Origin of the sequence: Pseudalkalibacillus sp. Hm43 (assembly GCF_051842935.1) — a bacterium.
Taxonomy (GTDB): Bacteria; Bacillota; Bacilli; order Bacillales; family Fictibacillaceae; genus Pseudalkalibacillus.
In genome coordinates this window covers 50,370-73,460 of sequence record NZ_JBPXRR010000002.1, presented here as the reverse complement: position 1 = coordinate 73,460, position 23,091 = coordinate 50,370, and the positions used below count along the sequence as shown (strand labels likewise).

The window sequence follows — 23,091 nt, the reverse complement described above, 5'->3', positions numbered from 1 at the left end:
CAAGTTCTACGAGGGGTCTTTAGCAGCTAGAGCAAAAAAGGGGAGATTTTAATGGATAGCATTGAAGAACAAAAAAGGAAGAGGAAAAGATTTCTGCCAGCAAGGATAAACCTACTATTCTTGTTTGTTTTCTTGCTATTTACAGTGTTGATCATCCGTCTTGGATTCATCCAAATCGTCCATGGGGAGCATTTCAGATCGCAATCTGAAATGACCACGAACATTGAAGCCTCTGTCCAAACCGAGCGTGGGAAAATGTTTGACCGTAATGGACGATTGATTGTATCCAACATTCCCTCTTTTGCTTTGACGTACATTCGGATTCAAGGAACGGGGCAAGAGGAGCACATGAAATATGCTGAGAAAATCGCTCCTATGATTGAAATGCCTCTAAATAAAATTACCGAACGGGACCGGGAAGACTTTTGGATTGTAGAAACCGGCATGCTGGAAGCGTATGAGCAAAAGCTTACGCAAGAGGAAAGAGACAAAGAATACGGTGAAGATGAGGATAAAGATAAGATCCTTTATAAGCTTGTGCTTGATCGGATTACAGAGGAAGATCTAAAGGATGCAGGGGTTTATGGGGAAGAAATGGATGGAACCGACAAGACCCGCAACCTTGAAATCCTAGCCATCAAACGGGAGTTGGATAAAGCGACGAACCTCGAGGTCAGCTTCATCAAAAAAGACCTGACAGAAAAAGAAATGGCTGTCATCGGGGAGCACCTTGGTGAGCTCGAGGGACGTTTCGGAATATCTTCGACAGCCGAGCGTAGCTATCCAGCTGGAAAGGAATTCTTTTTTGGCAATATAAAAGATATCCCTTCTGAAGAGCTGGACCATTATCTACTTAGACGATATGCTCGTAACGATCGAGTCGGAACAAGTTACCTGGAGAAGCAATATGAAGGTATTCTGAGTGGTAAAGATAAGACCTATACATTTACGACGACAAAAGCAGGTCAACCCATTGGAGCACCTGTCGTATCACCTGGTTCAAGAGGACACGACCTTGTACTCTCAATTGATATGAACTTACAACAGAAAGTCGGAAAGATCCTTGAAGAAAAAATTACTCTTGCACGTAGCCGTGGTGATGGTCCAGTAGATAGTGCGTATGTTGTGATGATGGACCCGAACTCTGGGGAAGTTCTTGCAATGGTTGGTAGGGAATACAAGGGTGGAAAATTCACGGATGACTCTTTTGCAACTCTACAAAAAGCATTTGAAATGGGATCCACAGTTAAAGGTGCAACTGTTCTTGCTATGCATCAAATGGGTAATGCACCTGTTCTTAAAGATAACCCTGTAAGAATGAAAGGTAGAAAACCTTTTGATTCTTACGGTGGAAATAGAATAGGAAGAGTAAATGATAAACAAGCATTAGAGCAGTCCTCTAACGTATACATGGGGGTTGGAATTGGTCGTATAGCTGGATTCAATATCGTAGATCACGGCACATATTACACAGCATATGTTAATAGAAAACAAAAGTATAAAGATACCTTTTATAAGTTGAGAGATGTTTATGCTTCGGTTGGAATGGGTGTAAAAACAGGGATTGATTTGCCTGAGGAAGCATTGGGCTATGAAGGTAATATAGAAGATACTGAAGCAGGAAATTTGTTCAACTATACAATTGGTCAGTTTGACACCTATACCCCAATCCAGATGGCACAGTACGCTTCAACAATTGCAAATGGTGGATATAGAGTACAACCGCATCTGTTGAAAGAAGTACGTCAATCTACGGGGAAAGAGGATCTCGGTCCACTTGTTTCTAAATATGAAACTAGGGTAATTAACCGTATTGATAATTCGGAAGAAGAAATCAATCGTGTGAAAGAAGGGTTTTACCTCGTAACCCATGGCACCAGAGGCACAGCTAGAGAGTTGAAAAATACGATGATTGCAGGCAAAACAGGGACTGCACAAAGGATAGTCGGTCCTGGTGCTTACAATCTTACGTTCATTGGATATGCACCATATGATAACCCAGAAATCGCATTCTCGGTTGTTGTCCCAAGTCTTAACGGCGGACATGTGAACGTTGAAATTGTTGACGAAATCGTAAAGGCTTATAACGAGGGTCCTATACCAGAAGTTCCAGAAGGCGAAGAAGGTACTGAAGAAGAAACTTCCGAAGGTGAAGAGGGAACCACAGAAGAAACGACAGAAGAGCAATAATAGGGGAGATCGGCATCCAATCGGGTGTCGGTCTTTTTGTTGTTTAACTACCTTGTTTTAGGTGAAAGTAGAGAAGAGGAGTACCTACTATTCTTCTCGACAAAAAACTCAGTTACTCAATCAAACGTTTGTTTAAATTTCTCCCCCTTGCAACATCAAGGTTTTACCCAATCAATCAAACATTTGTTTAAGGAAATAAAATAATTGTCGAACATAGCAAAGGAAGTGGTCTAATGAGCGAGGATAGGATTTATGACTTTATTGGAGTTGGGATTGGTCCATTCAATTTAAGTCTTGCTGCTCTAACCGATGAGGTGGAAGACGTAGATGCCCTCTTTTTTGATCAGACGTCCAAATTCGAATGGCATCCAGGCATGTTGATTCAAGGGACCGATTTGCAGGTTCCATTCCTTGCAGATCTTGTAACATTAGCAAATCCGAAAAGTCCTTATTCTTTTCTGAATTACCTCCATGAAAACAACCGTCTGTATAAGTTCTTTTTCTTTAACCGATTTGATATTCCGAGGCGTGAGTATAACAATTATGCGGCGTGGGTTGCTGATCAATTAGACAATTGTCTGTTTGGCAAACGCGTCATTAAAGTGGACTACATACAACAAGACGAACCGGTTTATAAAGTAGTCGTTCATGATACGGAAACACAGGCGGTAGAGAAGTTTTATGCAAGACATATTGTCATGGGAACCGGTAGTGTACCTCTTGTGCCGATGGATATCGAAGGTTGTTCTGGAGATGACATATTCCATTCCAGTCAGTATCGCTTTTATGAAAAGGAAGCGAAACAAACGAAATCCATTACTGTCATCGGATCGGGTCAGAGCGCGGCGGAAGTCTTTTATGAATTGTTAGTGGATGAAAACAAATACGATTATGAACTGACGTGGTTTACGAGGTCAGCTGGATTTCTCCAATTGGAATCCGCGAAGCTGGGACAGGAAGTTTTCTCACCGGATTATGTTGCGTACTTTCATCAGCTCACATTTGATGAGCGGAAGGATGCCCTTTCAACGCTCGGGCAACTCCGAAAAGGCATCGACCCTGAAACCCTGAAACAGATCTATGACCTCCTCTATCACCGGTCGGTTGATGGAGAGACAAAACCGGTTACGATTCAACCTCTTACAGAGGTCAAGAAGATCGAGCCTTCTGATGATGGAGATGGCTATAAGCTGAAGTGCAACCAATGGCAAAAGGGAGAAGCGTTCACCCATCACTCTGAGAAGGTGGTTCTTGCTACCGGATACAAGCCTCATATACCCGATTGGATCGAAAAGTTCAGTGATCAAATCGAATGGGAGGATGACAAACGATATAAGGTCTCACTTGATTATCGTTTGAAATTTAAAGATGACCGGGAGAACCATATCTTCACTTTAACCAACTTGGAGCACTCCCATGGAGCTGGCGCAACGAATCTTGGTTTGTCGGTCTACCGGAATCAAAAGATCCTCAACACGATTTGTGGCAAAGAGATTTTCCGTGTGAATCATGATACCGTTTTTCAACAATTTCAATCCAAATAAAAAAGGTTGAGCCTACTTGGCTCAACCTTTGATTTTGAGACCGCTATTCTTCAGCCTTCACATTCTTCAAAACATTGACGACGAAGATCAGAATGCTGATGACAGTGATCGTCGCACCTACTGCGATGGCAGGTTCGAATTGCTCATGCCCGTAAACGAATAGTGTCAGACCAAGCATCATAACTGGAAGCCCGATATTATGCCCCCAGAAGTGGATTTTGGCAAGAGAGGAATCGGATGCTTTTGGGAATAAATGATAAATGATACCCGCTAACGTGAGTGCTGTCCAACCGAGTAAGTTGATGTGCGCATGAACCGGTGTCAGATTAAACGTATGAGACATCGACATATACATCCCTAAGACCGCACCAATTGCAAAATAGACAGCTGAAATCTTGATCAGTTTAATACCCATACACATTCTCCTTTCTAGGATGAAACAAGACTTGTTCCCTAATGTATACGTTGAAAATAGAACTTTTAGCACATTTGTCATAGCGCAAGACGCAGTCTAGCTACATATTTTATGAGTAGTGGACAAGGTATCAAGAAATACTTTAAAGAGATGTTTGTAAAAGGAGGTTAAACTTGTGGGAAAACAACTTGAGATTGGACAAGAAGCTCCAGACTTTCACTTGTCATCTACGACAGGAGAGAAGATTCGATTATCCGATTATAGAGGGAAGAAGCATGTTCTTGTCGCGTTCTATCCGCTAGACTTCACACCTGGATGAATAAAGGAAATCACCTCTTGGAAAGAGGATTTCAAAACATTTATTGAAAGCGAAACAGAAGTATTGGCGATCAGTGTAGATCATATCTATGCCCATAATGTGTTTGCAGCAAGCCTTGGAACATTGCCATATCCACTTGTATCCGATTGGTTCAAAACGACTGCTAAAGATTATGGTGTGTTGAATGAAAAGGATCAGACTGCAGAACGTTCTGTATTTCTCATTGATAAGGAAGGAATCATCCGATTCAAAAACACGGAGTTCGATGCTGACGATCGAGAGCAGTACATGCAAGTTTTCCAATGTTGTAAAGACCTTTGTGTATAATGAGATAGGGTATGATTCACAAAGGGGGACATGATTCTAATGGATATCAATCGTTTGCAGCAACAGATGGGATTCCTGCTTGAAATCGACAAGCTGAAGAACATACTGAGACAGACGTACATTACAAATGGTTCAAGGCAAGAAAATGATGCAGAACACTCCTGGCATTTAGCGTTGATGGCACTTACTCTTGAAGAGTATGCGAATGAGAAAAACATCGACATTCTTCATGTCATTAAAATGTTGCTGATTCATGATCTCGTAGAAATCGATGCGGGTGATACATTCGCTTATGATGAAAAAGGTCATGAAGATAAACAGGAGAGAGAAGAAGAGGCGGCAAATCGGATTTTCTTTATCTTGCCAGATGATCAAGCCGATGCGATGTACAGTTTGTGGAGGGAGTTCGAGGATCGTGAAACACCTGAAGCGCGATTCGCTGCGACACTTGACCGCCTTCATCCGATGCTTCTTAATCATCAATCGAAAGGACTCACCTGGAAAAAGCACGATATTCGGAAGGAACAGGTGTTAAGCCGAAACAAAACGATCGCAGAAGGGTCAGAAGACCTCTGGGAATATGCACAGGCTGTCATCGAGGATGCCGTTGAAAACGGATATTTACGCTAAGTTACTCACCATAAGAAAAGGGATGAACCGATTTCATCGGCTCATCCCTTACTCATTTTACTTAGAAGAATGTTTTTGAAGTTGTTCTTTGATGATGTTAATGTTCCATTCCATCATTTTAATGTAGGAGTCTCCGTCTTCACCTGGTTCTCCGAGAGAGTCTGTGAACACTTTACCTCCGATTGGTACACCCGTTTCACGTGATACAGTTTCCATGCTACGTGCATCGATACTCGTTTCTAAGAAAAGGACTTTAATGTCTTTTTCACGGATAAGATCGACAACTTGTCGTACTTGATCTGGTGTTCCTTGGTTCTCTGCGTTGATTTCCCAAATGTAACCGGCCTCGATGTCATAAGCATCACTGAAGTATTTGAAAGCACCTTCACTTGTGATGAGGTAACGATCTTCTTTCGGAATTTCACTGAAGCTTGTTTTCGCTTCTTCATGCAGTTTTTCAAGCTTTGCAATATACTCTTCTGCGTTCTTTTCATACGTTTCTTTATTATCCGGGTCGACCTTGATCAGTCCGTCACGGACGTTTTCTACATATTTGATACCGTTCGCAACATTCAGCCAAGCATGAGGATCCTCTTCACCCTCTTTACCTTTCGTCGTTAAGTATTTTGGTTCTACGCCTTCACTTAGACGAAAGACAGGTGCATCCTCGCCGTCTTTGCCAGTTGTGCCTAGTAATTTTTCAAACCATGAGTTACCTGCTTCCAGGTTCAATCCGTTGTAGAAGACTGCGTCAGCGTCTGCTGTCTTTTTGACGTCTTCCGGTAGTGGATCATATTCGTGCGGGTTTGAGCCGATTTTGACCATACTGTGTACTTCGACTTGATCTCCACCAACGTTTTTGACCATATCATACAGAATGGAGTACGTTGTGACGACTTGAATTTTTTCTCCATCTTTCTTACCGCCTTCTGCTTCTCCATCACCGCTACAAGCAGCAAGCAAGAAGATCATCAACACCCCTACAAATAATGCATACATTTTTTTCATCATAGTTCCTATTCCCCTCTCTAGTTTGCGTATGAAGCTTTCTTTCTTGATTTTACAAATTTTCTTATGAAGCCGTGTTTCGGTGACAACATGAACACAGCGATGAACAAAATTGTTGATGTGAGCACGATTGTTGCTCCTGATGGCAGGTTATACGTAAAGCTGTAATACAACCCAATCACAGAAGCGACGGTTCCGAATCCTGCTGCTAGGTAAATCATGACCCAGAGTCGGTCGGTTAACAGGTAAGCTGTTGCTGCTGGTGTTATGAGCATCGCAACAACAAGGACGATTCCAACCGTTTGCAGGGAAGCGACCGTAACCATCGTCAACAATGTCATCAACAGGTAATGGATGACTCTAGTCGATAATCCATAGGCTTGTGCCATCGTGGAGTCGAAGGAGGTGACAAGTAACTCTTTGTAAAAGAAGTAGACGCCTCCAATGACAAGAATACCGATTGCGAGTGTGACCCACATGTCTGATGGGCGAACGGCAAGTACGTTACCGAACAGGATGTGATACAGATCCGTACTACTCTTCATGAATGTAATCAGGATGATTCCGGCCGCAAACGCGAATGTAAAGAGTATTCCGATCGCGGTATCGTTTTTCAATCGGCTGTTCTGGCTGACGAACCCGATGCCGATAGCCGTTAGCACACCAGTGAATACGGCGCCGAAAAAGAAGTTGATCCCAAGCATGTAAGAGATGGCAACACCTGGCAGGACAGCATGTGAAATCGCGTCTCCCATCAATGCCATTCCTCTGAGAATGATGAAGCATCCGATGACCCCGCAAATGATTCCGACCATTACAGAGGTGATCAATGCTTTTTGAAGGAATTCATACTGAATAATTGCTTCTATGAAGTTCATGCTTGATTCACTCCCATATCATTCATGAATGCAAGAGGATTTCCATACGCTTTCTGGATGGTTTGTGAATCCAACACTTGGCGAACTTCACCTTTTGCAATCAACTCTTTGTTCAGCAGGATCAACTCATCGAAGTACACATTCGCTTTGCTCAAGTCATGGTGTACGACGAGAATCGTTTTTCCTTCCTTCTGTAGTTCCTTCAGAATTTGGATGATCGTGTTTTCACTCGAAACGTCCACTCCGACAAAAGGTTCATCCAGGAAAAAGATATCCGCTTGTTGTGCAAGTGCACGTGCTAAGAACACCCGCTGTTGTTGTCCTCCAGATAGCTCACCGATCTGGCGCTTGCTGTATTCCTCCATGCCTACACGCTTCAGGCATTCGTATGCCCATTCCCGTTGCTTTTTCTTTGGACGCTTGAATAGGCCGAGGTGTGGATATGTGCCAATCAAAACAGCATCGATCACTAGGATCGGGAAATCCCAATCGATGTCGTTTCGTTGGGGGACATATGCGATTTTTTTCCGTACTTTTTTAACTGGGTTCCCCAAGATTTCCACTTTACCGGCTTCCGATGGAATGAGGTCCATCAACGCTTTGATCAATGTAGATTTACCAGCACCGTTCGGACCGATGATGCCGACCAGGCTTCCTTGTTCAACTTGAAATGAAATATTCGTCAATGCGACGTTTCCGAGGTAAGATACGTTCAGATTATTAACGTTCAACACATTCGGCATCCTAATTCACTCCTTTCTTGTGCGTATAACTAACAACATTCACCTTAGAAACAAAAGTTGTACATGCGCAACATTTATTTAAAAAGAAAATGACCTTTTTAGTAACAGTCATAATATATGCCCAGTTATAAAAATGTTTCCTATAGACAAAACTTAAATCATTCTTATATTTTTGTCAACAAAAAAGTGACTGTAACTTTTGCAGCAACACTTCCTATTCAATTGTAGAAAACAAAGATATCTCTTCTGTTTTACCCGTTGGGGAATGTGGTTATGCATGTTATGACCAGGTTGAGGGGAGCAACTTATTTCCATATAAAAAGCCCTGAGCCTATGCGGCTCAGGTGCTTTTTATTAAAAATCACTTTACTGTAATTTCTTTTGTGCTTTTCGCAGGAACTGTGATTTCAACCTCAACGTACTGCTTATCTCCAGAGGCTACGTTTTGTTTCACTGTTCCTTCAGAAACATCGTACTCCCCTTTGACGAGATACATCGGCACCGTGACTGTCATTTCCTTTTTCAAGCGGTTGTAGACAGTAACGGTTTGCTCAGTAGCATGTCCGTCGTTCGGTTTCTCATATTGAGATTCCAGTGCCATCACGCCGCCTTCAGTATTTCCATTTTCATATACAGGGACGGAGACACCAGGCTCTTCATAATTGTAATTCGTAATTTCACCATTCTTCACTTCTAGTGGACGGAATCCAACCCAAGGCTTACCGCTGAGTTCAAGTGAAGTCGTTGTTGTATAAAGGATTCCATCTTGCTCTGTAACATTGTCGATGTGCGTATGGCCATGAAGGCTGATATCCACATCATTCTGTTTCATGATTTCAATCAATTCATGGGCATTTTCACCATGCCATTGCTGGTCATATTGGATACCGAGCTTTTCTCCAAGGATCAATGTTTCAAGATTTTGCGGGTTGTGCTGCTCGTCGTATTGCTTCCAATACTTTTGGACGTCTGGATCATCAGATGGCCAGATATCACGGTCACGCCATAGTGGATTGTGGTGAGAGAACAATCCAGTAATCTGATCCGGTTGTGCAGTCTTCGCGTTTTCTTCTAGGTCCTTCTTGACCCAGTCAAGCTGTTGTTCGCGGATTTGTCCACCCCAAGTTGGTACGGAAACCGTTCCGTGACCGCTTCGGTCGAACTTATGCCAGTCGAACGAGTTGTATGCGATAAAGTGTGCATACGGGCCGTAATCAAATGAGAAGTATTGAGGTCCGAAATATTGCTCCCAATATTTTGCGCCGTCCGCTAGAGTTGCATCTTGCGCGTAGGCATCATGATTACCAGGTGCAAGGTATACAGGTACATCCAATTGTTGAAGAATGCGATACGTTTCTTCATATTCATAGATATATTCTTGCGGATTCATCTGACCATACATAAGGTCACCGGTAACAACAACAAAATCAGGATTCTTCAAGTTGACTTCTTTAATGGCTTTTTGAAGGTATAGCCAACGATCTTCTTCCTTCGCATCCCACATTCCAGCTTCTTTCAAACGACCTGGGTCTATAGTTGATACGTCATCGTGGTTTCCGAGGTTACGTGGAGAACCAACGTGTGTATCTGTCAGATGTAAGAATTCAAAGTCTTTCTTGTATTCTTTAACGACTTTAACGGAATGCGGTTGCTCATCCGTTTTGCGTTGACCAGATGCTGTATAAGAAACTTCAAGATCATACAACTCTTCAGGTACATTCTCAGGAATTTGGACAGTCACATCATAAATTTTTTCACTGTTTTTCCAGTGTGATTCACCCATTGAAACCTTCTGAACAGGAAGATCGTATGTTTCAGTAAATGCAGAATGATTGGTTGGTTTCAATTTAACATCCCAGCCAGCAGCTTCCTTACCTTGACTATCGATTTTTACAGTGACAGTTTCACCTTGCTTTTTGATTGCAGGGTTTCCGAACAGTGGATAAATGATATCATTGACTTTCTGGTCTACCTTGATATTTGGAACATCATCCAGGTAGTTCGTTGAGTTGCCGATTCCACCATCCTGTTTACCTGTTGTGCCTAACGGTCCATTGATGGCACCATTAGCCCCCAAGGTTGGAACGATAAGTGCAGCTGCTGTAAAAACGGCAGCAATGGTTTTGAATTTATGCTTCACGTTTGGATCCTCCTCATTGTCTCTTTGTTGTGTTCGACAATAATCGTAGCAAGTTTTTGTGAAATACTTGTTAATTTTTAATTACAAAACAAATTCAACCATAATTTACTAGGAGGATGTAATGCAAAGGTATGTATTGAGCTATATTACTAAAGTATTATGCGAGTCGAATGTTCGTTGGGCGGCCGGAGGCTCCAACGTCCTTGCTCAATATGGCTTGATTAAGTCACCACGGGATATTGATTTACTGATTGACATAAATGATGTGGAGAAAGCGTCGCACTTGATTGAAGAAAGTGCTTCGCCTATAGAGGCTGAGTCCTATACTCCGTTCAGGACGGAAATTTTTCGAAGGTACCTGATGGATGAAACGGAGATCGACTTTATGGCAGGTTTTGCAATCGAACATGAGAAGGGAATCTATCGTTTTCATCTAAATAATGAGTCCTTAACGAAACAGGTTGTAGTGGATGGGTACTCATTGCCACTCAGTTCATTAGAAGATTGGTTCATCTTATATCAATTAATCCCGAATAAAGGTGATAAGGCGAATCTGATCGAATTATATTGGAAAGAAAACGGGATTCTTCATCCATTTATTTTGAGAAAGGCGCTTGAGCAGCCATTACCCGACCAAATCATAGACCGGACAATGCGTCTTCTGAACGAGGTGTGAAATGTCTAAATACAAATCCATAATCTTGCTATTAACGGTTGTCTCGCAGGGAGCGGCTATCATTTTTTTGTTTATCAACTTCTGGGTTTCCATCACGCTTTTCCTTTTATATGGAGTGGCTATGCTCGTGTTATTCATTTTACTAATCATTGAACGAATAAGAGAGAAAGAGGAGGAAGATCAAAATGATTATAGTGACTACTGATACTGTTCCTGGGAAAGAAATCATTGAACTGAAGGGGTTTGTGAAGGGTAGTACCATTCAAGCCAAGCATGTCGGAAAAGATATTCTTGCTAGTTTGAAAACAATCGTTGGAGGAGAAATCAGAGAATATAACGAAATGATGGAACAGGCTCGTAAAATTGCCATTTCCCGAATGGTGGAAGATGCAAAGGCAAAAGGGGCGAATGCGATTGTGGCCTGCCGTCTGCAAACATCATCTGTTATGTCAAATGCATCCGAGATCGTTGCATACGGAACGGCGGTGTACATTAACGAGTAGAGAGGGGAACGACCATGATTGAATTCCGGAAGCTCGGATCAGAAGATGCAGCAGATTATTATCAATTAAGATTAGAAGGGTTGAAAAATTATCCTGAAGCCTTCGCATCATCTTATGAAGAAGAAGTGAACCGATCAGTTGGAGATGTGAAGAAGAATATTGAGATGAGTGACAAATTTACGGTGGGTGCCTATTATGGGAAAGAACTCGTCGGTATAGGAACCTTTTTTCAACATACAAAAAAGAAAATGAAGCACAAAGGTGAAATTGTTGGAGTTTATGTGAGTCAGCATGTACAAAGAAATGGTATCGGGTTCAAGCTCTTGGAAAATTTAGTTGAAGAAGCAAGTAAGATCGAGGACCTTGAACAGATCATGCTGACCGTGATGACAGAAAATCGCTCAGCGATCCGCTCTTACGAGAAGATCGGATTTGAATCGTATGGTGTCGAAGAGCGCTCGTTGAAAATCGAAGGGCATTACTACGATGAAATGTTGATGAAATTCCATTTAAAAAAATGAACCAGTGAGACTGATCCGATTGAACGGCTCAGTCTCTTTCTATTTTACCCCTCCAAAAAGCATCCTTTTTACCGTGATTTCCCACATACTATCCTAAATTACCTATCTGTTGTACCAAAAAGTAGGCTATGTCATCTAATTGTTCCGAAGCGAAAGCTTAATTGATTCTCTTGTGGGGGTGACTTTTGTACTTATAAGAATACGGTTTATCGGTTTTATGTTGAAATTTTTTAAGTAAAAGAGAAGTAAATGGGGCTTTTTTAAGTATAAAGTCCTCAAGTCAAGATATGTAAAAACTCGATTTGCGGGGAGTTAGCAGACTATTGTAGGTATATAAATTTTTAGATAGGACTATTTAATTACTAAATATTCTGAAAAATTTAATAATATAGACTGATGATTAACAATGGGTGTTTTCGTAAGATGAAACTACAAGATATCGGATTCAACGACAAACTACGCTGAATCTCGATAAAGGCAAACCTGGTGAAAACCAGCGGCGCAAAGCTAGAGGGGCTAAGGTGCACTTGCACTAAGCCAGCCAGTTACCGAAAGATCCAAGGGGTGTTTGACGTTAAGAAGTACCCTCCTTTCGGTAAAGGCAGGGTATTTTTTGTTGGAGAAGGAGGTGTCGGAATGGAATTGGTTAACCTTTCTACTGGCAAGATCATTGCAGATAAAATGATTCCTGCTTACTCATTTATTAAAAGGCTTAAAGGACTTATGTTTACTTCTTCATTCGAGGAAGGTTATGCCGTCCACATCAAACCCTGCCGTTCCATCCATACGTATTTTATGAAGTTCGAAATTGACGTACTGTATTTGAATGCATCAAATGAAGTCATTGCAGCCGAATGTTACGTCCGTCCTGGAACAATCGGAAAACATCACAAAGGGACGTCATCCGTCATTGAGCTGCCAGCTGGAACCATTCATAAGACTAAGGTAGAACCCGGACAAGCATTACAAATCCAAAATTTAAAGGAGCGAGTATCATGATGGAAAAATTAAAAGGATTAGTAGTAGAAGAGCAAGGACAAGGTATGACTGAGTACGGATTAGTATTGGGATTGATTGCAGTCGCTGCAGTTGGAGCATTAGCACTTCTGAGAACGGAAATCATTGAAATGTTTACGGATGTAAAAGATATGGTTACAAACAGAGAAACTGGTGGAACTGCAGGCGGAAGTTAAGGCTTATACAGTTTTCAATGGTCTTACGTAGTTTTTACGTAAGGCCATTTTTTCAAAAAATACAAGGGGTTTTCATATGGTATTTAACATGGTTTTAATCATTGTACTGATCATATGTGTAGTTACCGATATCCGAAAACGACTGATTTATAATAAGGTGATTTTCCCTGCACTCATTTTATCACTTATCTTGCACCTTATCTTAAATGGTTGGTCTGGATTAGCGGCATCGCTACTGGGTTTCCTTATTGGAATTGGTATTCTTTTGATTCCATATTTTATGGGGGGCATAGGTGCAGGGGATGTTAAACTTCTTGCTCTGATCGGGGCGTTAAAGGGTCCGTTATTTGTACTCAATACGTCCATATATATGGCACTATTGGGTGGAGTAATAGCCATATGTATTCTCATCTTCAATGGAGGAGCATTCAGTAGACTAAAGTATTATTTCCATTGGCTCTACGCAAAGAAAAGTGGGTTGACTGTTCCATTGGCTATGACAAAAGACTCTTTGAAATCCACCTATCCATATGGGGTCGCGATAGCAGGTGGTGCAATCCTTAGCATTGTAGGGAAGGCGTGGATTTCATGATTAAAAAGGAAAATGGTCAATCTATTGTGGAAATGGCACTGGTTCTCCCGGTGTTATTAATAATATTAATAGGAATCTTTGATTTCGGTAGAATCATGTATACATATATGCATCTTCAATTGGCGACTCAAGAGAGTGTAAGGCTAGGTGGCTTAGGTCGGGATGATGCAGCCATTGCACAGTTTGCTAGGGATTATGTTCATGTTGGGGACTCTTCGAATCTTCAAGTTAACATCTCACCGAATGACACTATGCGTGAATCTGGGGATTATATGACTGTTACACTCGAATACCCTGTTGAATATGTAACTCCTCTTATTTCTAAAGTACTGCCTTCACCCATATTAGTAAAAACGGATTCTACTATCAGAGTAGAGTGATTGGGAGGTAGTTTATATGAAGAATAAATTAAATCTATTAAAAGATGAGACTGGAAGTTCAATTGTTTTAGTTGGGCTTGCAATGGTAGCTCTTATAGCCATTTTGGGACTGGTCATGGACGGTGGTTCTCTCTATATGACAAAAAGCCACTTACAGAAAGTGGCGAATGCAGCAGCTTTATCAGGAGCACAAGAACTTGTAACAGATGAATATGAAGTAGAAAAAGTCGTTCATAAAGTGTTGGATGAACATACTGAAAAGTCTAGTCTTGAGTCTTTATCAATAAAGTTACAAGATGAGGTTCGGGTAACCCTTATGAAAGACGTGCCTTTATATTTTTCGAAATTATTTGGGTTCGAAACTGTTCCAGTCAACGTGCAATCTGCAGCGATTATTAGAGCGATGTCTGAAGCAAAGGGTGCTGCACCACTAGGAATTGATGACTCTGTTCCTTTGGAATTTTATAAAGAGTATAAACTGAAAGTAGGACCTCATGATAATGAATCTGGCGTTTTTGGAGTACTTGCACTAGGTGGAACAGGTGCAAAAACATATGAAGAGAACTTGAGAAATGGCTACCAAAACCCAGTTACTATTGGGGACATCATAGATACTCAAACAGGAAATATAGCTGGAAAAACTAGATCCGTTATTACCGAGCTTGTAAATGCATGTTCAGTATCGGAAGAAGAGATGAAGTCAGGAGCAAACCCTCGCGACTGTAAGCGGATCTTATTAATCCCTGTCTATGAACCTTACGATAATGACCAGAACCAGATGAAGTCAATCAAGGTTACAGGTTTTGCTTACTTTTATGTGAAAGAACCTATGGATAAGAAAAGTACAGAAATCACAGGGATGTTCATCAAACGTACAGGTACTGGTCATGTAGATGAAACAGTTGAAAACAACGGGGCGTATGGAATTAGACTAACAGAGTAGGTGAACATATTGAGGTCAAAACTTGTTTTAACGTTAGCAATTTTAATGGGATTAATTACTACAGTACTGTTTTTTAATTATATGAAGCAATACGATGCCCAGACAGTGGCAAATAAGAGTAAAGTCGAGGTTGTAGTTGCAGCTCAGGAAATCAAACGGAATGTGTCCATCACTAAAGAGATGATAGAGACAAAACTTTTACCTGAAGAAGGAATTCATACTAATGCACTTACGGAGTTGGATTCTGTGATTGGACAGTTTTCAACTGCGGATATCGCTCGAGGTGAGGCATTGCTTTCAAACCATCTACAAAGTGCAAAAGAGGAGAAGTTGTTTGTCTCTCGAAAAATTCGTGATGGTTTTCGGGCTGTGTCAGTTGGGGTGAATTTACCTCAATCCGTATCAAATTTGTTGGAGCCTGAAGATCAAGTGGACGTTATCAATACGGTTAAAGAAGGAGATAAACTTGTTTCAAAGGTTGTCGTCGAAAATGTGACCGTACTAGCAGTAGGGAGGCGAATGGTAGAAACAACGGAGGGCGAAGAATACGTTGAATATACTTCAGTAACCCTGGAAGTAATGCCAAATGAAGCGGTAAATCTTGCAAATGCAACGGAATCAGGTCCATTACACCTCGCACTTAGAAGCAGGGTCAAATCTGGTGAGGAGGCTGCTTCGGATGACAACTGATACGATTGAAACAGTGGAATCTACTGGAACCCAAAAACGTAAGCGTGGCGAAATGATTGCTGTATGTAGTGCGAAAGGTGGAGTTGGCCGTACAGTGATGACGGTCAACTTGGCCGTTTCATTATGTAAAAAGAATATTAGAGTCGGAATATTGGACGGCGATTATATGTTCGGTGATGTAAGTCTTGCTATGGACTTACAATCTGCTTTTACATTAAAAGATGTTATAGAAGATATTGATGATTTAGATGAAGTGACATTGGAAAGCTATTTCAGCCGACATGAGAGTGGTGCTAGGGTGCTAGCTGCTCCAGACCGGCCGGAGTACTCTGAGCTAGTGACCAGAAACCATGTTAATAAAATATTAGATCTCATGCTCACTCAGTTTGATTATGTAGTTGTGGATACTGGTGTAGGTTTACAAGAACAGACTCTGCCATTACTTGAAAAGGCTGACCAGATTTTGATGTTAACGAATTTGGAAATGTCAACTCTTAAAAACACAAAGCTAATGCTGGAAACATTAGAGGCTATTGATTTAAAGGATAAAGTTACAACTGTAGTTAATCGGTCAACAATGGAAAGCGTTATTAATGCATCTGATGTTCCAGATATTTTGGAGAATCGAGAACTTCAATATATTCCAAACGACTTTCAAATTGCTTCTCAATCTTTAAATATCGGCATTCCCTTTGTAATAAATCAGGGGAAAACGGAAATAGCCAAAGCTGTTTTGAAAATGGCGGAACAAATTACCTCAAGAAGAGAAATAAAAGTTTATGAAACCAAACCACCTTCATTCTTTTCAAAAATCTTTCAAAGGTCAAACCATAAGGAGGGGAAAGAATGAGTTTATTGCAAAAAGTGCAAGCGAAAAACCAGGTAAAGTCAGTTCATAACGATCAGCTCGATGATTCGGATACACAAACCGTCCAGAAAAACGATCTTGTTTCAAGCTTCAGACCTCAGAAAAAGCAAGTAAAAGAAGATAAGGTTCAAGAAAAAGAACAACAAAAGTTCAATAAACACCAAGAACTTAAGAATCGTCTACATAAAAAAATCTTAGAAGAAATGAACAGTAACGATGATGTAGAAACTATCATCCCTCAATTAGATGCTATGGCGATTGATATCATAAAGGAAGATGAACAATTCCGGGGAGCCATCGATCGAAAAAAAGTAGTCGAGGAGCTCACAAATGATTTAACAGGTTTTGGTCCGATCAATCCGCTATTATTGGATCCAGAAGTAACAGAGGTCATGGTGAATGGTCCTGGTATGGTTTATATCGAACGTAAAGGTAAACTCATGTTGACGGGCATCCGTTTCAGAGATGATGAACATGTGATGAACATTATTGAAAAAATTGTTTCCCCACTCGGAAGAAGAATTGATGAAAGCTCTCCGATGGTTGATGCACGATTACCTGATGGATCCCGAGTGAATGCTATTATCCCGCCTCTTGCTTTAAATGGACCAACACTTACAATCCGAAAATTTTCAGCTGATCCTTTCAAAATTGATGATTTAATTTCATTTGGCACTTTAACTCGTGAGATGGCAACGTTCATTGAAGCTTGTGTAAAAGCGAGGCTTAATATTTTTGTTTCTGGAGGAACGGGATCAGGGAAGACGACCACACTGAATGTTCTTTCATCTTTTATTTTTGATGATGAACGAATTGTTACAATTGAGGACGCTGCAGAATTGCAACTTGGACAACCTCATGTCATTTCACTTGAATCACGTCCACCGAATATCGAAGGAAAAGGAGCTATCGCAATTCGAGACCTTGTACGAAACTCATTGCGTATGAGACCTGACCGTATTGTGATTGGTGAGGTCCGTGGTGGTGAAGCCCTCGATATGCTTCAAGCGATGAATACAGGTCATGATGGTTCACTCGCAACGGGACACTCGAACAGTCCAAGGGATATGATTTCAAGATTAGAGACAATGGTTTTGCTTGCTGGAGTTGAGCTTCCTGTAAAAGCAATCCGTGAACAAATTTCTGGAGCGCTTGATTTAATTATCCAGCAGTCTCGTTTAAAAGATGGTTCAAGAAAAATCACTAAAATCACAGAAGTACAAGGTCTTGAAGGAGATGTTATTGTCCTTCAGGATATATTCGAATATGAACAAGAAGGGGTCGACGCTGAAGGTAAAATTAGAGGTCGACTGGTACCGACTGGTGTTCGCCCGAAGTTTTATGATTTATTGGAACGTTCAGGATTAGATATTCCTCCAAGTGTGTTCGTGTCTGAGGAGGATTGGGGCTAATGCATTATTACTTGGTTCTTTTAGCTTCGTTTACTTCTTTTTTATTCTTTTATGCCATCCTGCATATGACCTTACTTTCGGATAAGCGCATGACGAAACGAATGAACTATTATTTGTCTAGCTATAACAAATCTAAGCTTGAACGGAAGAAATTCAATCTTTTCTTGGAACTTCAACTTTCAAAACAACGTTTACGCTCGAAAGTCTCAAAAAGGAAGACCCGAAAGCTTGAAAATTTATTAAGAAGATCAGGTATTCCATTAAAACCCGAAGAATTTCTATTGTTCAGATGGATTTCAACTGCATTAGGTGCTGGATTTCTTTTTTTGATTTCAGGTAACTTGCTAATGCTCATTATTGGTGGAGCGGGAGGATATATCCTACCGATGATGTGGGTTAAGAAAAAAGAGAAGAAGCGCATTCAAAGATTTAACGATGGATTAGCGGATATGATTTCAACGGTTGTAGGCTCATTGAGAGCAGGGTTCAGCTTTCCGCAAGCACTCCAAACAGTGGTTGAAGAAGCTGAGGATCCAATTAGCAGTGAAATCGGTTTTGTTCTAAAGGAGATGCAATACGGAAGCTCACTTGAAGATGCCTTGAATGAATTATATGATCGGATGCCTAGTGAAGACTTGGAACTCATGATACAGGCTATTCTCATTCAAAGGCAGGTAGGAGGGAACTTGGCGACCGTGTTGGATAAGATTGTTCAGACTATTCGAGACCGTACCAAAATTCAACGTCAAATCACTACTCTTACTGCACAAGGGAAGCTTTCAGGTATTGTAATAGGATTACTTCCATTAATATTAGCGCTTGTACTGTATTTAATTGAGCCTGATTACATTGGAACTTTATTTACAAATTTCATAGGGATGGTCTTACTTGGGGCAGGACTAATATCCGGTATCATCGGATTCATATTAGTCAAAAAAGTAACCACAATAGAGGTGTAGAGAAATGCTGTATATCAGTTTCTTTGCTGCAGTTACGTTGTTTATCTATTCTATTTACGTGTTTCGTAGCGAAAAAAAAGAGCCTGTAAAAAGAAGGTTATCGACTTTTATCAATAAACAAGATCCTCCTTATCTAGATGAGAACGATGAAACATCTAAACCGTTATATTTACGTCTATTAGGACCGATTTATAAGGATCTCCGTAAAGGTTTCAAGCGAAAAATGAAAAGTGAGAACCAGGCAAAGCTTGAATTGAAACTACTTCAAGCAGGTAATCCTTTTGGGATGACACCATTCGAATATCGGCTTATACAACTAGGTTTAGTTCTATTTATACCTTTGTTAGCTGGCGGATGGGGGGCAATGTCGAAATTTGAATTAGGGGGAATCATTCTTTCCGTTATTATCGCTATGGTAATTGCCATCATTCTTCCCCCATACTATTTAAAAAGTAAAATACGAGAACGATCTCATTCGGCTTTACGAGAGCTACCTGATATATTGGATCTGTTGACAGTTAGTCTTGAAGCTGGTCTAGGTTTTGATGGTGCTTTAAGTAAGGTTGTTTCCAAAAAGGAAGGAGTTCTTTCTAACGAGTTCCATCGTTGCCTTGAAGAAATTCGGTTAGGGAAAACGCGCAGAGAAGCTCTTCGTGGGGTCAGAGAACGACTGACAGTGGATGAAATCAATATCCTCATCAGTAGTATATTACAAGCAGAAAAGCTTGGTATAGGAATGGTCAATGTATTACGTGTTCAATCCGAAGAAGTACGTGATCAACGGAAGCAACGGGCAGAGGAAGCAGCGATGAAAGCTCCAGTCAAAATGTTGTTCCCCCTTGTATTATTTATCTTCCCGAGTTTGTTCATTGTACTTTTAGGACCAGCTGCAATTCAAATGATAGAGGCATTCAGCAAATAACATTTACAATTCATTTTCATTAGCATATAATGGTATCAAATCGAAAGCACTTTAAGGAGGTATGTTTTATGTACAAATTCAATAGCACTCTTCATTCATTAATTGTATATAAAGCACAGCCCCTTAAGGTGAACGTGAAATAGTTCTCTAATTTTTGATGTAGATTTTTCACCATGGGCTGTGCGTCTAGCCTATGGTTTTTTATTTTCTTAAAAATTACACGAGAGACCATCGGTTTATTTTCCGGTGGTCTCTTTACTTTCTACTTAAAAATTGGAGGAAACAAATTTGAATTTACAACAACTTGGTTTTAATGAAGAAAGAAATGAACAAGCAAAACAATGGATTGAAAAAGGTTATGAGCCAGCCCGTGTCTCACAAGAACATAAAGGGATGTATACTTTATTGACAGAACAAGGTGAAGTAATAGGTGCGATTTCTGGGAAAATGAATTATGAAGCGTTTGACCGTGAACATTATCCAGCTGTCGGCGATTGGGTCATGTGTCAGGTACACGGTTCTGAAGACCGTGCCACCATTCATACGCTCCTGCCTCGAACGAGCAAGTTTTCCCGTAAAATTGCGGGCACAACAACTGAAGAGCAGATCATTGCGACAAATATTGATACGGTTTTTCTCGTCAATGCGATGAATAAAGATTTGAATGTCAGAAGAATTGAACGGTATCTTCTGATGGCGTGGGAAAGCGGTGCGAATCCAGTGATCGTACTCAGTAAATCCGACCTGTGTGAAAATGTAGCTGAGCGGGTAAATGAAGTAGAAACAGTAGCTTTAGGTGTCCCGATTCTTGTCATCAGTTCTGAAACAGGTGAGGGAATTGAAGCATTAACACCTTATCTTGTGGAAGGTAAGACCGTTGCTTTACTTGGATCTTCTGGAGCGGGAAAATCAACGCTTGTGAACCGCCTGTATGGCGAGGAAATTCAGAAGGTGAAGGAAATCCGTGAAGGAGATGACAAAGGAAAGCACACGACCACGCATCGTGAAATGTTCTTGCTGCCGCAGGGTGGACTGTTGATTGATACACCAGGTATGAGAGAGCTCCAATTGTGGAATACGAATGATGGACTGTCTGAAAGCTTTCAGGATATTGAAGCTCTTGCGGATACATGTAAATTCCGGGACTGTCAGCATGATGATGAACCGGGTTGTGCCGTGAACGGGGCGATTCAAGCCGGAGATCTGACAGAAGAACGATTTGCATCTTATAAAAAATTGCAAAGAGAGCTTGCCTATCTTGAGCGCAAAAATGACCAAAAAGCGCAGTTGCAGGAAAAGAAAAAGTGGAAGAAGATCGCGAAAATGAGGAGGTAACGATGCTATACAAACAATCGATCCAAACCAATGACCATGATGAAATGATTGATATTACCTCGAGTGTGAAAGAATTGATCAAGAAAAGCGGTGTGCCGAACGGGGTTGCTTATGTGTACTGTGCGCATACCACCGCAGGCATCACAATCAATGAAAATGCAGATCCAGATGTAAAGCATGATATGCTCATGAGGTTGGATGAAATCTATCCATGGAACCACGTGAAATACAAACACGCTGAAGGCAATTCAGCCTCGCACTTAAAGGCGAGTACTGTCGGAAGTTCACAAGTTGTCATCATCGAACATGGCGAGTTGATCCTTGGTACATGGCAAGGAATCTATTTCTGTGAATTCGATGGACCGCGTACACGCAATTATTATGTAAAAGTGATGGAAGGATAAATGATATTACCCAATAAAAAAGGTGACCTTTCAGGATGCTCATAAGAGCCCTGAAGGTCACCTTTTTCCATATTAAACGGATAATGATTTGTCTTTTTGTTGTTCTTGTTTCTTCGCTTCGAGGAATCGTTTCGTTTCTGCGACAACGACTCCGGAAAGTCCGAGAAGTCCGATCAAGTTCGGTACCGCCATCAGACCATTGAAGATATCGGCGAGCGTCCAGACGACGTTGAGGGATACCGTCGTACCGATAAAGACCGCCAATACGAACAGGATGCGATAGTACTTGACGGAATTGTCGCCGAAGAGGTAAGAGAAACATTTTTCACCATAATAAGACCATCCTAGAACCGTCGAGTATGCGAATAGGATGATACCGATTGTGACGATCAACGCACCTGGTTCTCCTAAGAAGCTTCTGAACGTTTCCGTCGTCAGGGCTGCACCATTCAGGTCACCCTTATACATATCACCCATGACAAGGGTTATTCCAGTGATGGAACAGACGATGATCGTATCGATGAATACTTGTGTCATGGATACGAGTGCTTGACGTGCTGGAAAGTCGGTTTTTGCTGCAGCAGCGGCAATCGGTGCCGAACCGAGACCAGCTTCGTTCGAGAATACACCACGTGCAACACCCCAACGGATGACGGCACCTAACGCACCTCCAGCTACCGCTTCCCCAGTAAATGCATCACTAAAGATCAATCCAATTGCATCCGGCACAAGATTGAAGTTCATAATGAGGATGACTAATCCACCGACAACATAGAAGAGCGCCATGAATGGAACAAGGTAGGCTGTCACACGGCCGATGCTCTTGATACCGCCAAGAATGACGAGACCTGTCAAGACCATCAATACGAGTCCTGTTACCCACCCAGGAATGGCAAAGGTCGTCTCAACAGCATCTGCAACCGAATTGGACTGAACCATATTACCGATACCGAAGGCTGCGAAAGCACCAAAGAAAGCGAACATTACACCGAGCCACTTGGCGTTCAGACCTTTATCCAGGTAGTACATCGGTCCACCAGACATCTCGCCGTTTTTGTTCTTGACGCGATATTTTACCGCGAGAATGGCTTCGGCATATTTCGTCGCCATTCCGAATAAAGCACTGAGCCACATCCATAGAACGGCTCCTGGCCCCCCGATGAAGACGGCCGTTGCAACACCTGCGATATTACCTGTACCGATTGTGGCAGCTAGCGCGGTCATCAACGCTTGGAAGTGGGAAATGTCCCCTTCCGATTTTTTATCCTGTTTTTTAGTAAAGGCTAATTTTAAAGAATAAGGAAGTAATGAAAACTGTAAAAACCCGAGTCGGATCGTCAGAAAGATACCCGTACCAACCAATAAGATGAGCAACCAAGGTCCCCAGACCCAACCACTGATCGTGCCCAACCACTCTTCGAAAGCTTGCATCATTATTCCTCCAATCTATATATTATCTCTATTTAAATATTCTCCATATTTTGAAACATGCCTTTTTC

At 41.4% G+C, this 23,091-nt stretch carries 25 protein-coding genes and 1 riboswitch; of the genes, 19 read left to right on the top strand and 6 right to left on the bottom strand.

The annotated features are described in order from the left end of the window. The first annotated feature begins 51 nt into the window (after nucleotides 1-51). Entirely contained in the window at nucleotides 52-2,190 is a 2,139-nt protein-coding gene (locus ACSVDE_RS16720) for a peptidoglycan D,D-transpeptidase FtsI family protein (RefSeq protein WP_439302109.1), read from the top strand. Between the two features lie 233 nt (nucleotides 2,191-2,423). Continuing rightward, on the top strand, nucleotides 2,424-3,734 hold the full coding sequence (locus ACSVDE_RS16715; protein ID WP_439302108.1) for a lysine N(6)-hydroxylase/L-ornithine N(5)-oxygenase family protein: 1,311 nt from the start codon (nucleotides 2,424-2,426) through the stop codon (nucleotides 3,732-3,734). A 43-nt stretch (nucleotides 3,735-3,777) separates the two neighbouring features. Here ACSVDE_RS16715 and ACSVDE_RS16710 read toward each other — a convergent pair whose 3' ends face one another. Further along, nucleotides 3,778-4,149: a cytochrome-c oxidase gene (locus tag ACSVDE_RS16710; protein WP_439302107.1), complete on the bottom strand. Its 372-nt coding sequence runs from the start codon at nucleotides 4,147-4,149 to the stop codon at nucleotides 3,778-3,780. Nucleotides 4,150-4,324: 175 nt separating this feature from the next. Between ACSVDE_RS16710 and ACSVDE_RS16705 the strand changes: the two genes are divergently transcribed. Both ACSVDE_RS16705 and ACSVDE_RS16700 read left to right on the top strand, forming a co-directional pair. Continuing rightward, nucleotides 4,325-4,795 (top strand): redoxin domain-containing protein, encoded by a 471-nt coding sequence (locus tag ACSVDE_RS16705; RefSeq protein ID WP_439302106.1) that lies wholly within the window; start codon nucleotides 4,325-4,327, stop codon nucleotides 4,793-4,795. Nucleotides 4,796-4,834: 39 nt separating this feature from the next. Beyond that, a complete protein-coding gene (locus ACSVDE_RS16700) occupies nucleotides 4,835-5,425 on the top strand; it encodes an HD domain-containing protein (protein WP_439302105.1) in 591 nt (196 codons plus the stop codon). A gap of 57 nt (nucleotides 5,426-5,482) precedes the next feature. Here the strand turns inward: ACSVDE_RS16700 and ACSVDE_RS16695 are convergent, their stop codons facing one another. The 4 genes from ACSVDE_RS16695 to ACSVDE_RS16680 all read right to left on the bottom strand — a co-directional run bounded on the left by ACSVDE_RS16695 (nucleotide 5,483) and on the right by ACSVDE_RS16680 (nucleotide 10,194). Continuing rightward, nucleotides 5,483-6,436, bottom strand: coding sequence for a metal ABC transporter solute-binding protein, Zn/Mn family (locus tag ACSVDE_RS16695; protein WP_439302104.1), 954 nt, complete (start codon nucleotides 6,434-6,436; stop codon nucleotides 5,483-5,485). Between the two features lie 17 nt (nucleotides 6,437-6,453). Continuing rightward, a complete protein-coding gene (locus tag ACSVDE_RS16690) occupies nucleotides 6,454-7,311 on the bottom strand; it encodes a metal ABC transporter permease (protein ID WP_439302103.1) in 858 nt (285 codons plus the stop codon). Continuing rightward, the gene (locus ACSVDE_RS16685) at nucleotides 7,308-8,054 is read right to left on the bottom strand and encodes a metal ABC transporter ATP-binding protein (RefSeq protein ID WP_439302102.1); all 747 of its coding nucleotides are present in this window, start codon (nucleotides 8,052-8,054) and stop codon (nucleotides 7,308-7,310) included. The genes ACSVDE_RS16690 and ACSVDE_RS16685 overlap by 4 nt, the downstream gene beginning before the upstream one ends. 361 nt (nucleotides 8,055-8,415) lie before the next feature. Continuing rightward, entirely contained in the window at nucleotides 8,416-10,194 is a 1,779-nt protein-coding gene (locus ACSVDE_RS16680; protein WP_439302101.1) for a metallophosphoesterase family protein, read from the bottom strand. A gap of 121 nt (nucleotides 10,195-10,315) precedes the next feature. Here ACSVDE_RS16680 and ACSVDE_RS16675 point away from each other — a divergent pair, with 121 nt between their 5' ends. From ACSVDE_RS16675 to ACSVDE_RS16605, 15 genes are all read left to right on the top strand, one after another. After that, on the top strand, nucleotides 10,316-10,870 hold the full coding sequence (locus ACSVDE_RS16675) for a nucleotidyltransferase domain-containing protein (protein WP_439302100.1): 555 nt from the start codon (nucleotides 10,316-10,318) through the stop codon (nucleotides 10,868-10,870). A 185-nt stretch (nucleotides 10,871-11,055) separates the two neighbouring features. Beyond that, nucleotides 11,056-11,373, top strand: a complete 318-nt coding sequence (locus tag ACSVDE_RS16670) for a YbjQ family protein (protein ID WP_439302099.1) — start codon at nucleotides 11,056-11,058, stop codon at nucleotides 11,371-11,373. Nucleotides 11,374-11,387: 14 nt separating this feature from the next. After that, nucleotides 11,388-11,894, top strand: coding sequence for a GNAT family N-acetyltransferase (locus tag ACSVDE_RS16665; RefSeq protein ID WP_439302098.1), 507 nt, complete (start codon nucleotides 11,388-11,390; stop codon nucleotides 11,892-11,894). Nucleotides 11,895-12,360: 466 nt separating this feature from the next. Further along, nucleotides 12,361-12,447, top strand: a riboswitch (cyclic di-GMP riboswitch). Between the two features lie 83 nt (nucleotides 12,448-12,530). Further along, on the top strand, nucleotides 12,531-12,893 hold the full coding sequence (locus ACSVDE_RS16660) for a DUF192 domain-containing protein (protein ID WP_439302097.1): 363 nt from the start codon (nucleotides 12,531-12,533) through the stop codon (nucleotides 12,891-12,893). After that, the gene (locus tag ACSVDE_RS16655; protein WP_439302096.1) at nucleotides 12,890-13,087 is read left to right on the top strand and encodes a Flp family type IVb pilin; all 198 of its coding nucleotides are present in this window, start codon (nucleotides 12,890-12,892) and stop codon (nucleotides 13,085-13,087) included. The genes ACSVDE_RS16660 and ACSVDE_RS16655 overlap by 4 nt, the downstream gene beginning before the upstream one ends. A gap of 76 nt (nucleotides 13,088-13,163) precedes the next feature. Next, a complete protein-coding gene (locus tag ACSVDE_RS16650; protein WP_439302095.1) occupies nucleotides 13,164-13,679 on the top strand; it encodes an A24 family peptidase in 516 nt (171 codons plus the stop codon). Beyond that, the gene (locus ACSVDE_RS16645; protein ID WP_439302094.1) at nucleotides 13,676-14,059 is read left to right on the top strand and encodes a TadE/TadG family type IV pilus assembly protein; all 384 of its coding nucleotides are present in this window, start codon (nucleotides 13,676-13,678) and stop codon (nucleotides 14,057-14,059) included. Before ACSVDE_RS16650 ends, ACSVDE_RS16645 begins: the two co-directional genes overlap by 4 nt. A 16-nt stretch (nucleotides 14,060-14,075) precedes the next feature. Then, on the top strand, nucleotides 14,076-15,002 hold the full coding sequence (locus tag ACSVDE_RS16640) for a pilus assembly protein TadG-related protein (protein WP_439302093.1): 927 nt from the start codon (nucleotides 14,076-14,078) through the stop codon (nucleotides 15,000-15,002). A gap of 9 nt (nucleotides 15,003-15,011) precedes the next feature. Beyond that, nucleotides 15,012-15,692, top strand: a complete 681-nt coding sequence (cpaB, locus tag ACSVDE_RS16635; RefSeq protein ID WP_439302092.1) for a Flp pilus assembly protein CpaB — start codon at nucleotides 15,012-15,014, stop codon at nucleotides 15,690-15,692. Further along, on the top strand, nucleotides 15,682-16,542 hold the full coding sequence (locus ACSVDE_RS16630) for an AAA family ATPase (RefSeq protein WP_439302091.1): 861 nt from the start codon (nucleotides 15,682-15,684) through the stop codon (nucleotides 16,540-16,542). Before cpaB ends, ACSVDE_RS16630 begins: the two co-directional genes overlap by 11 nt. After that, nucleotides 16,539-17,972 (top strand): CpaF family protein, encoded by a 1,434-nt coding sequence (locus tag ACSVDE_RS16625; protein WP_439302090.1) that lies wholly within the window; start codon nucleotides 16,539-16,541, stop codon nucleotides 17,970-17,972. The genes ACSVDE_RS16630 and ACSVDE_RS16625 overlap by 4 nt, the downstream gene beginning before the upstream one ends. Next, nucleotides 17,972-18,931, top strand: a complete 960-nt coding sequence (locus ACSVDE_RS16620; protein WP_439302089.1) for a type II secretion system F family protein — start codon at nucleotides 17,972-17,974, stop codon at nucleotides 18,929-18,931. Before ACSVDE_RS16625 ends, ACSVDE_RS16620 begins: the two co-directional genes overlap by 1 nt. 4 nt (nucleotides 18,932-18,935) lie before the next feature. Continuing rightward, on the top strand, nucleotides 18,936-19,853 hold the full coding sequence (locus ACSVDE_RS16615) for a type II secretion system F family protein (RefSeq protein ID WP_439302088.1): 918 nt from the start codon (nucleotides 18,936-18,938) through the stop codon (nucleotides 19,851-19,853). A 288-nt stretch (nucleotides 19,854-20,141) separates the two neighbouring features. Next, a complete protein-coding gene (gene rsgA, locus ACSVDE_RS16610) occupies nucleotides 20,142-21,188 on the top strand; it encodes a ribosome small subunit-dependent GTPase A (RefSeq protein ID WP_439302087.1) in 1,047 nt (348 codons plus the stop codon). Between the two features lie 2 nt (nucleotides 21,189-21,190). Continuing rightward, on the top strand, nucleotides 21,191-21,592 hold the full coding sequence (locus ACSVDE_RS16605) for a secondary thiamine-phosphate synthase enzyme YjbQ (RefSeq protein WP_439302086.1): 402 nt from the start codon (nucleotides 21,191-21,193) through the stop codon (nucleotides 21,590-21,592). A 72-nt stretch (nucleotides 21,593-21,664) separates the two neighbouring features. On the opposite strand, the gene ACSVDE_RS16600 is transcribed toward ACSVDE_RS16605, so the two are convergent. Further along, nucleotides 21,665-23,026 (bottom strand): alanine/glycine:cation symporter family protein, encoded by a 1,362-nt coding sequence (locus ACSVDE_RS16600; protein WP_439302085.1) that lies wholly within the window; start codon nucleotides 23,024-23,026, stop codon nucleotides 21,665-21,667. Between the last annotated feature and the right edge of the window lie 65 nt (nucleotides 23,027-23,091).

Excerpts from the sequence above, each read along its gene's own strand:
- ACSVDE_RS16720 (WP_439302109.1), top strand. The coding sequence starts at position 52 with ATGGATAGCATTGAAGAACAAAAAAGGAAGAGGAAAAGATTTCTGCCA.
- ACSVDE_RS16715 (WP_439302108.1), top strand. The coding sequence starts at position 2,424 with ATGAGCGAGGATAGGATTTATGACTTTATTGGAGTTGGGATTGGTCCA.
- ACSVDE_RS16710 (WP_439302107.1), bottom strand. The coding sequence starts at position 4,149 with ATGGGTATTAAACTGATCAAGATTTCAGCTGTCTATTTTGCAATTGGT.
- ACSVDE_RS16700 (WP_439302105.1), top strand. The coding sequence starts at position 4,835 with ATGGATATCAATCGTTTGCAGCAACAGATGGGATTCCTGCTTGAAATC.
- ACSVDE_RS16695 (WP_439302104.1), bottom strand. The coding sequence starts at position 6,436 with ATGATGAAAAAAATGTATGCATTATTTGTAGGGGTGTTGATGATCTTC.
- ACSVDE_RS16690 (WP_439302103.1), bottom strand. The coding sequence starts at position 7,311 with ATGAACTTCATAGAAGCAATTATTCAGTATGAATTCCTTCAAAAAGCA.
- ACSVDE_RS16685 (WP_439302102.1), bottom strand. The coding sequence starts at position 8,054 with ATGCCGAATGTGTTGAACGTTAATAATCTGAACGTATCTTACCTCGGA.
- ACSVDE_RS16675 (WP_439302100.1), top strand. The coding sequence starts at position 10,316 with ATGCAAAGGTATGTATTGAGCTATATTACTAAAGTATTATGCGAGTCG.
- ACSVDE_RS16670 (WP_439302099.1), top strand. The coding sequence starts at position 11,056 with ATGATTATAGTGACTACTGATACTGTTCCTGGGAAAGAAATCATTGAA.
- ACSVDE_RS16665 (WP_439302098.1), top strand. The coding sequence starts at position 11,388 with ATGATTGAATTCCGGAAGCTCGGATCAGAAGATGCAGCAGATTATTAT.
- ACSVDE_RS16660 (WP_439302097.1), top strand. The coding sequence starts at position 12,531 with ATGGAATTGGTTAACCTTTCTACTGGCAAGATCATTGCAGATAAAATG.
- ACSVDE_RS16655 (WP_439302096.1), top strand. The coding sequence starts at position 12,890 with ATGATGGAAAAATTAAAAGGATTAGTAGTAGAAGAGCAAGGACAAGGT.
- ACSVDE_RS16650 (WP_439302095.1), top strand. The coding sequence starts at position 13,164 with ATGGTATTTAACATGGTTTTAATCATTGTACTGATCATATGTGTAGTT.
- ACSVDE_RS16645 (WP_439302094.1), top strand. The coding sequence starts at position 13,676 with ATGATTAAAAAGGAAAATGGTCAATCTATTGTGGAAATGGCACTGGTT.
- ACSVDE_RS16640 (WP_439302093.1), top strand. The coding sequence starts at position 14,076 with ATGAAGAATAAATTAAATCTATTAAAAGATGAGACTGGAAGTTCAATT.
- ACSVDE_RS16630 (WP_439302091.1), top strand. The coding sequence starts at position 15,682 with ATGACAACTGATACGATTGAAACAGTGGAATCTACTGGAACCCAAAAA.
- ACSVDE_RS16625 (WP_439302090.1), top strand. The coding sequence starts at position 16,539 with ATGAGTTTATTGCAAAAAGTGCAAGCGAAAAACCAGGTAAAGTCAGTT.
- ACSVDE_RS16620 (WP_439302089.1), top strand. The coding sequence starts at position 17,972 with ATGCATTATTACTTGGTTCTTTTAGCTTCGTTTACTTCTTTTTTATTC.
- ACSVDE_RS16615 (WP_439302088.1), top strand. The coding sequence starts at position 18,936 with ATGCTGTATATCAGTTTCTTTGCTGCAGTTACGTTGTTTATCTATTCT.
- ACSVDE_RS16605 (WP_439302086.1), top strand. The coding sequence starts at position 21,191 with ATGCTATACAAACAATCGATCCAAACCAATGACCATGATGAAATGATT.
- ACSVDE_RS16600 (WP_439302085.1), bottom strand. The coding sequence starts at position 23,026 with ATGATGCAAGCTTTCGAAGAGTGGTTGGGCACGATCAGTGGTTGGGTC.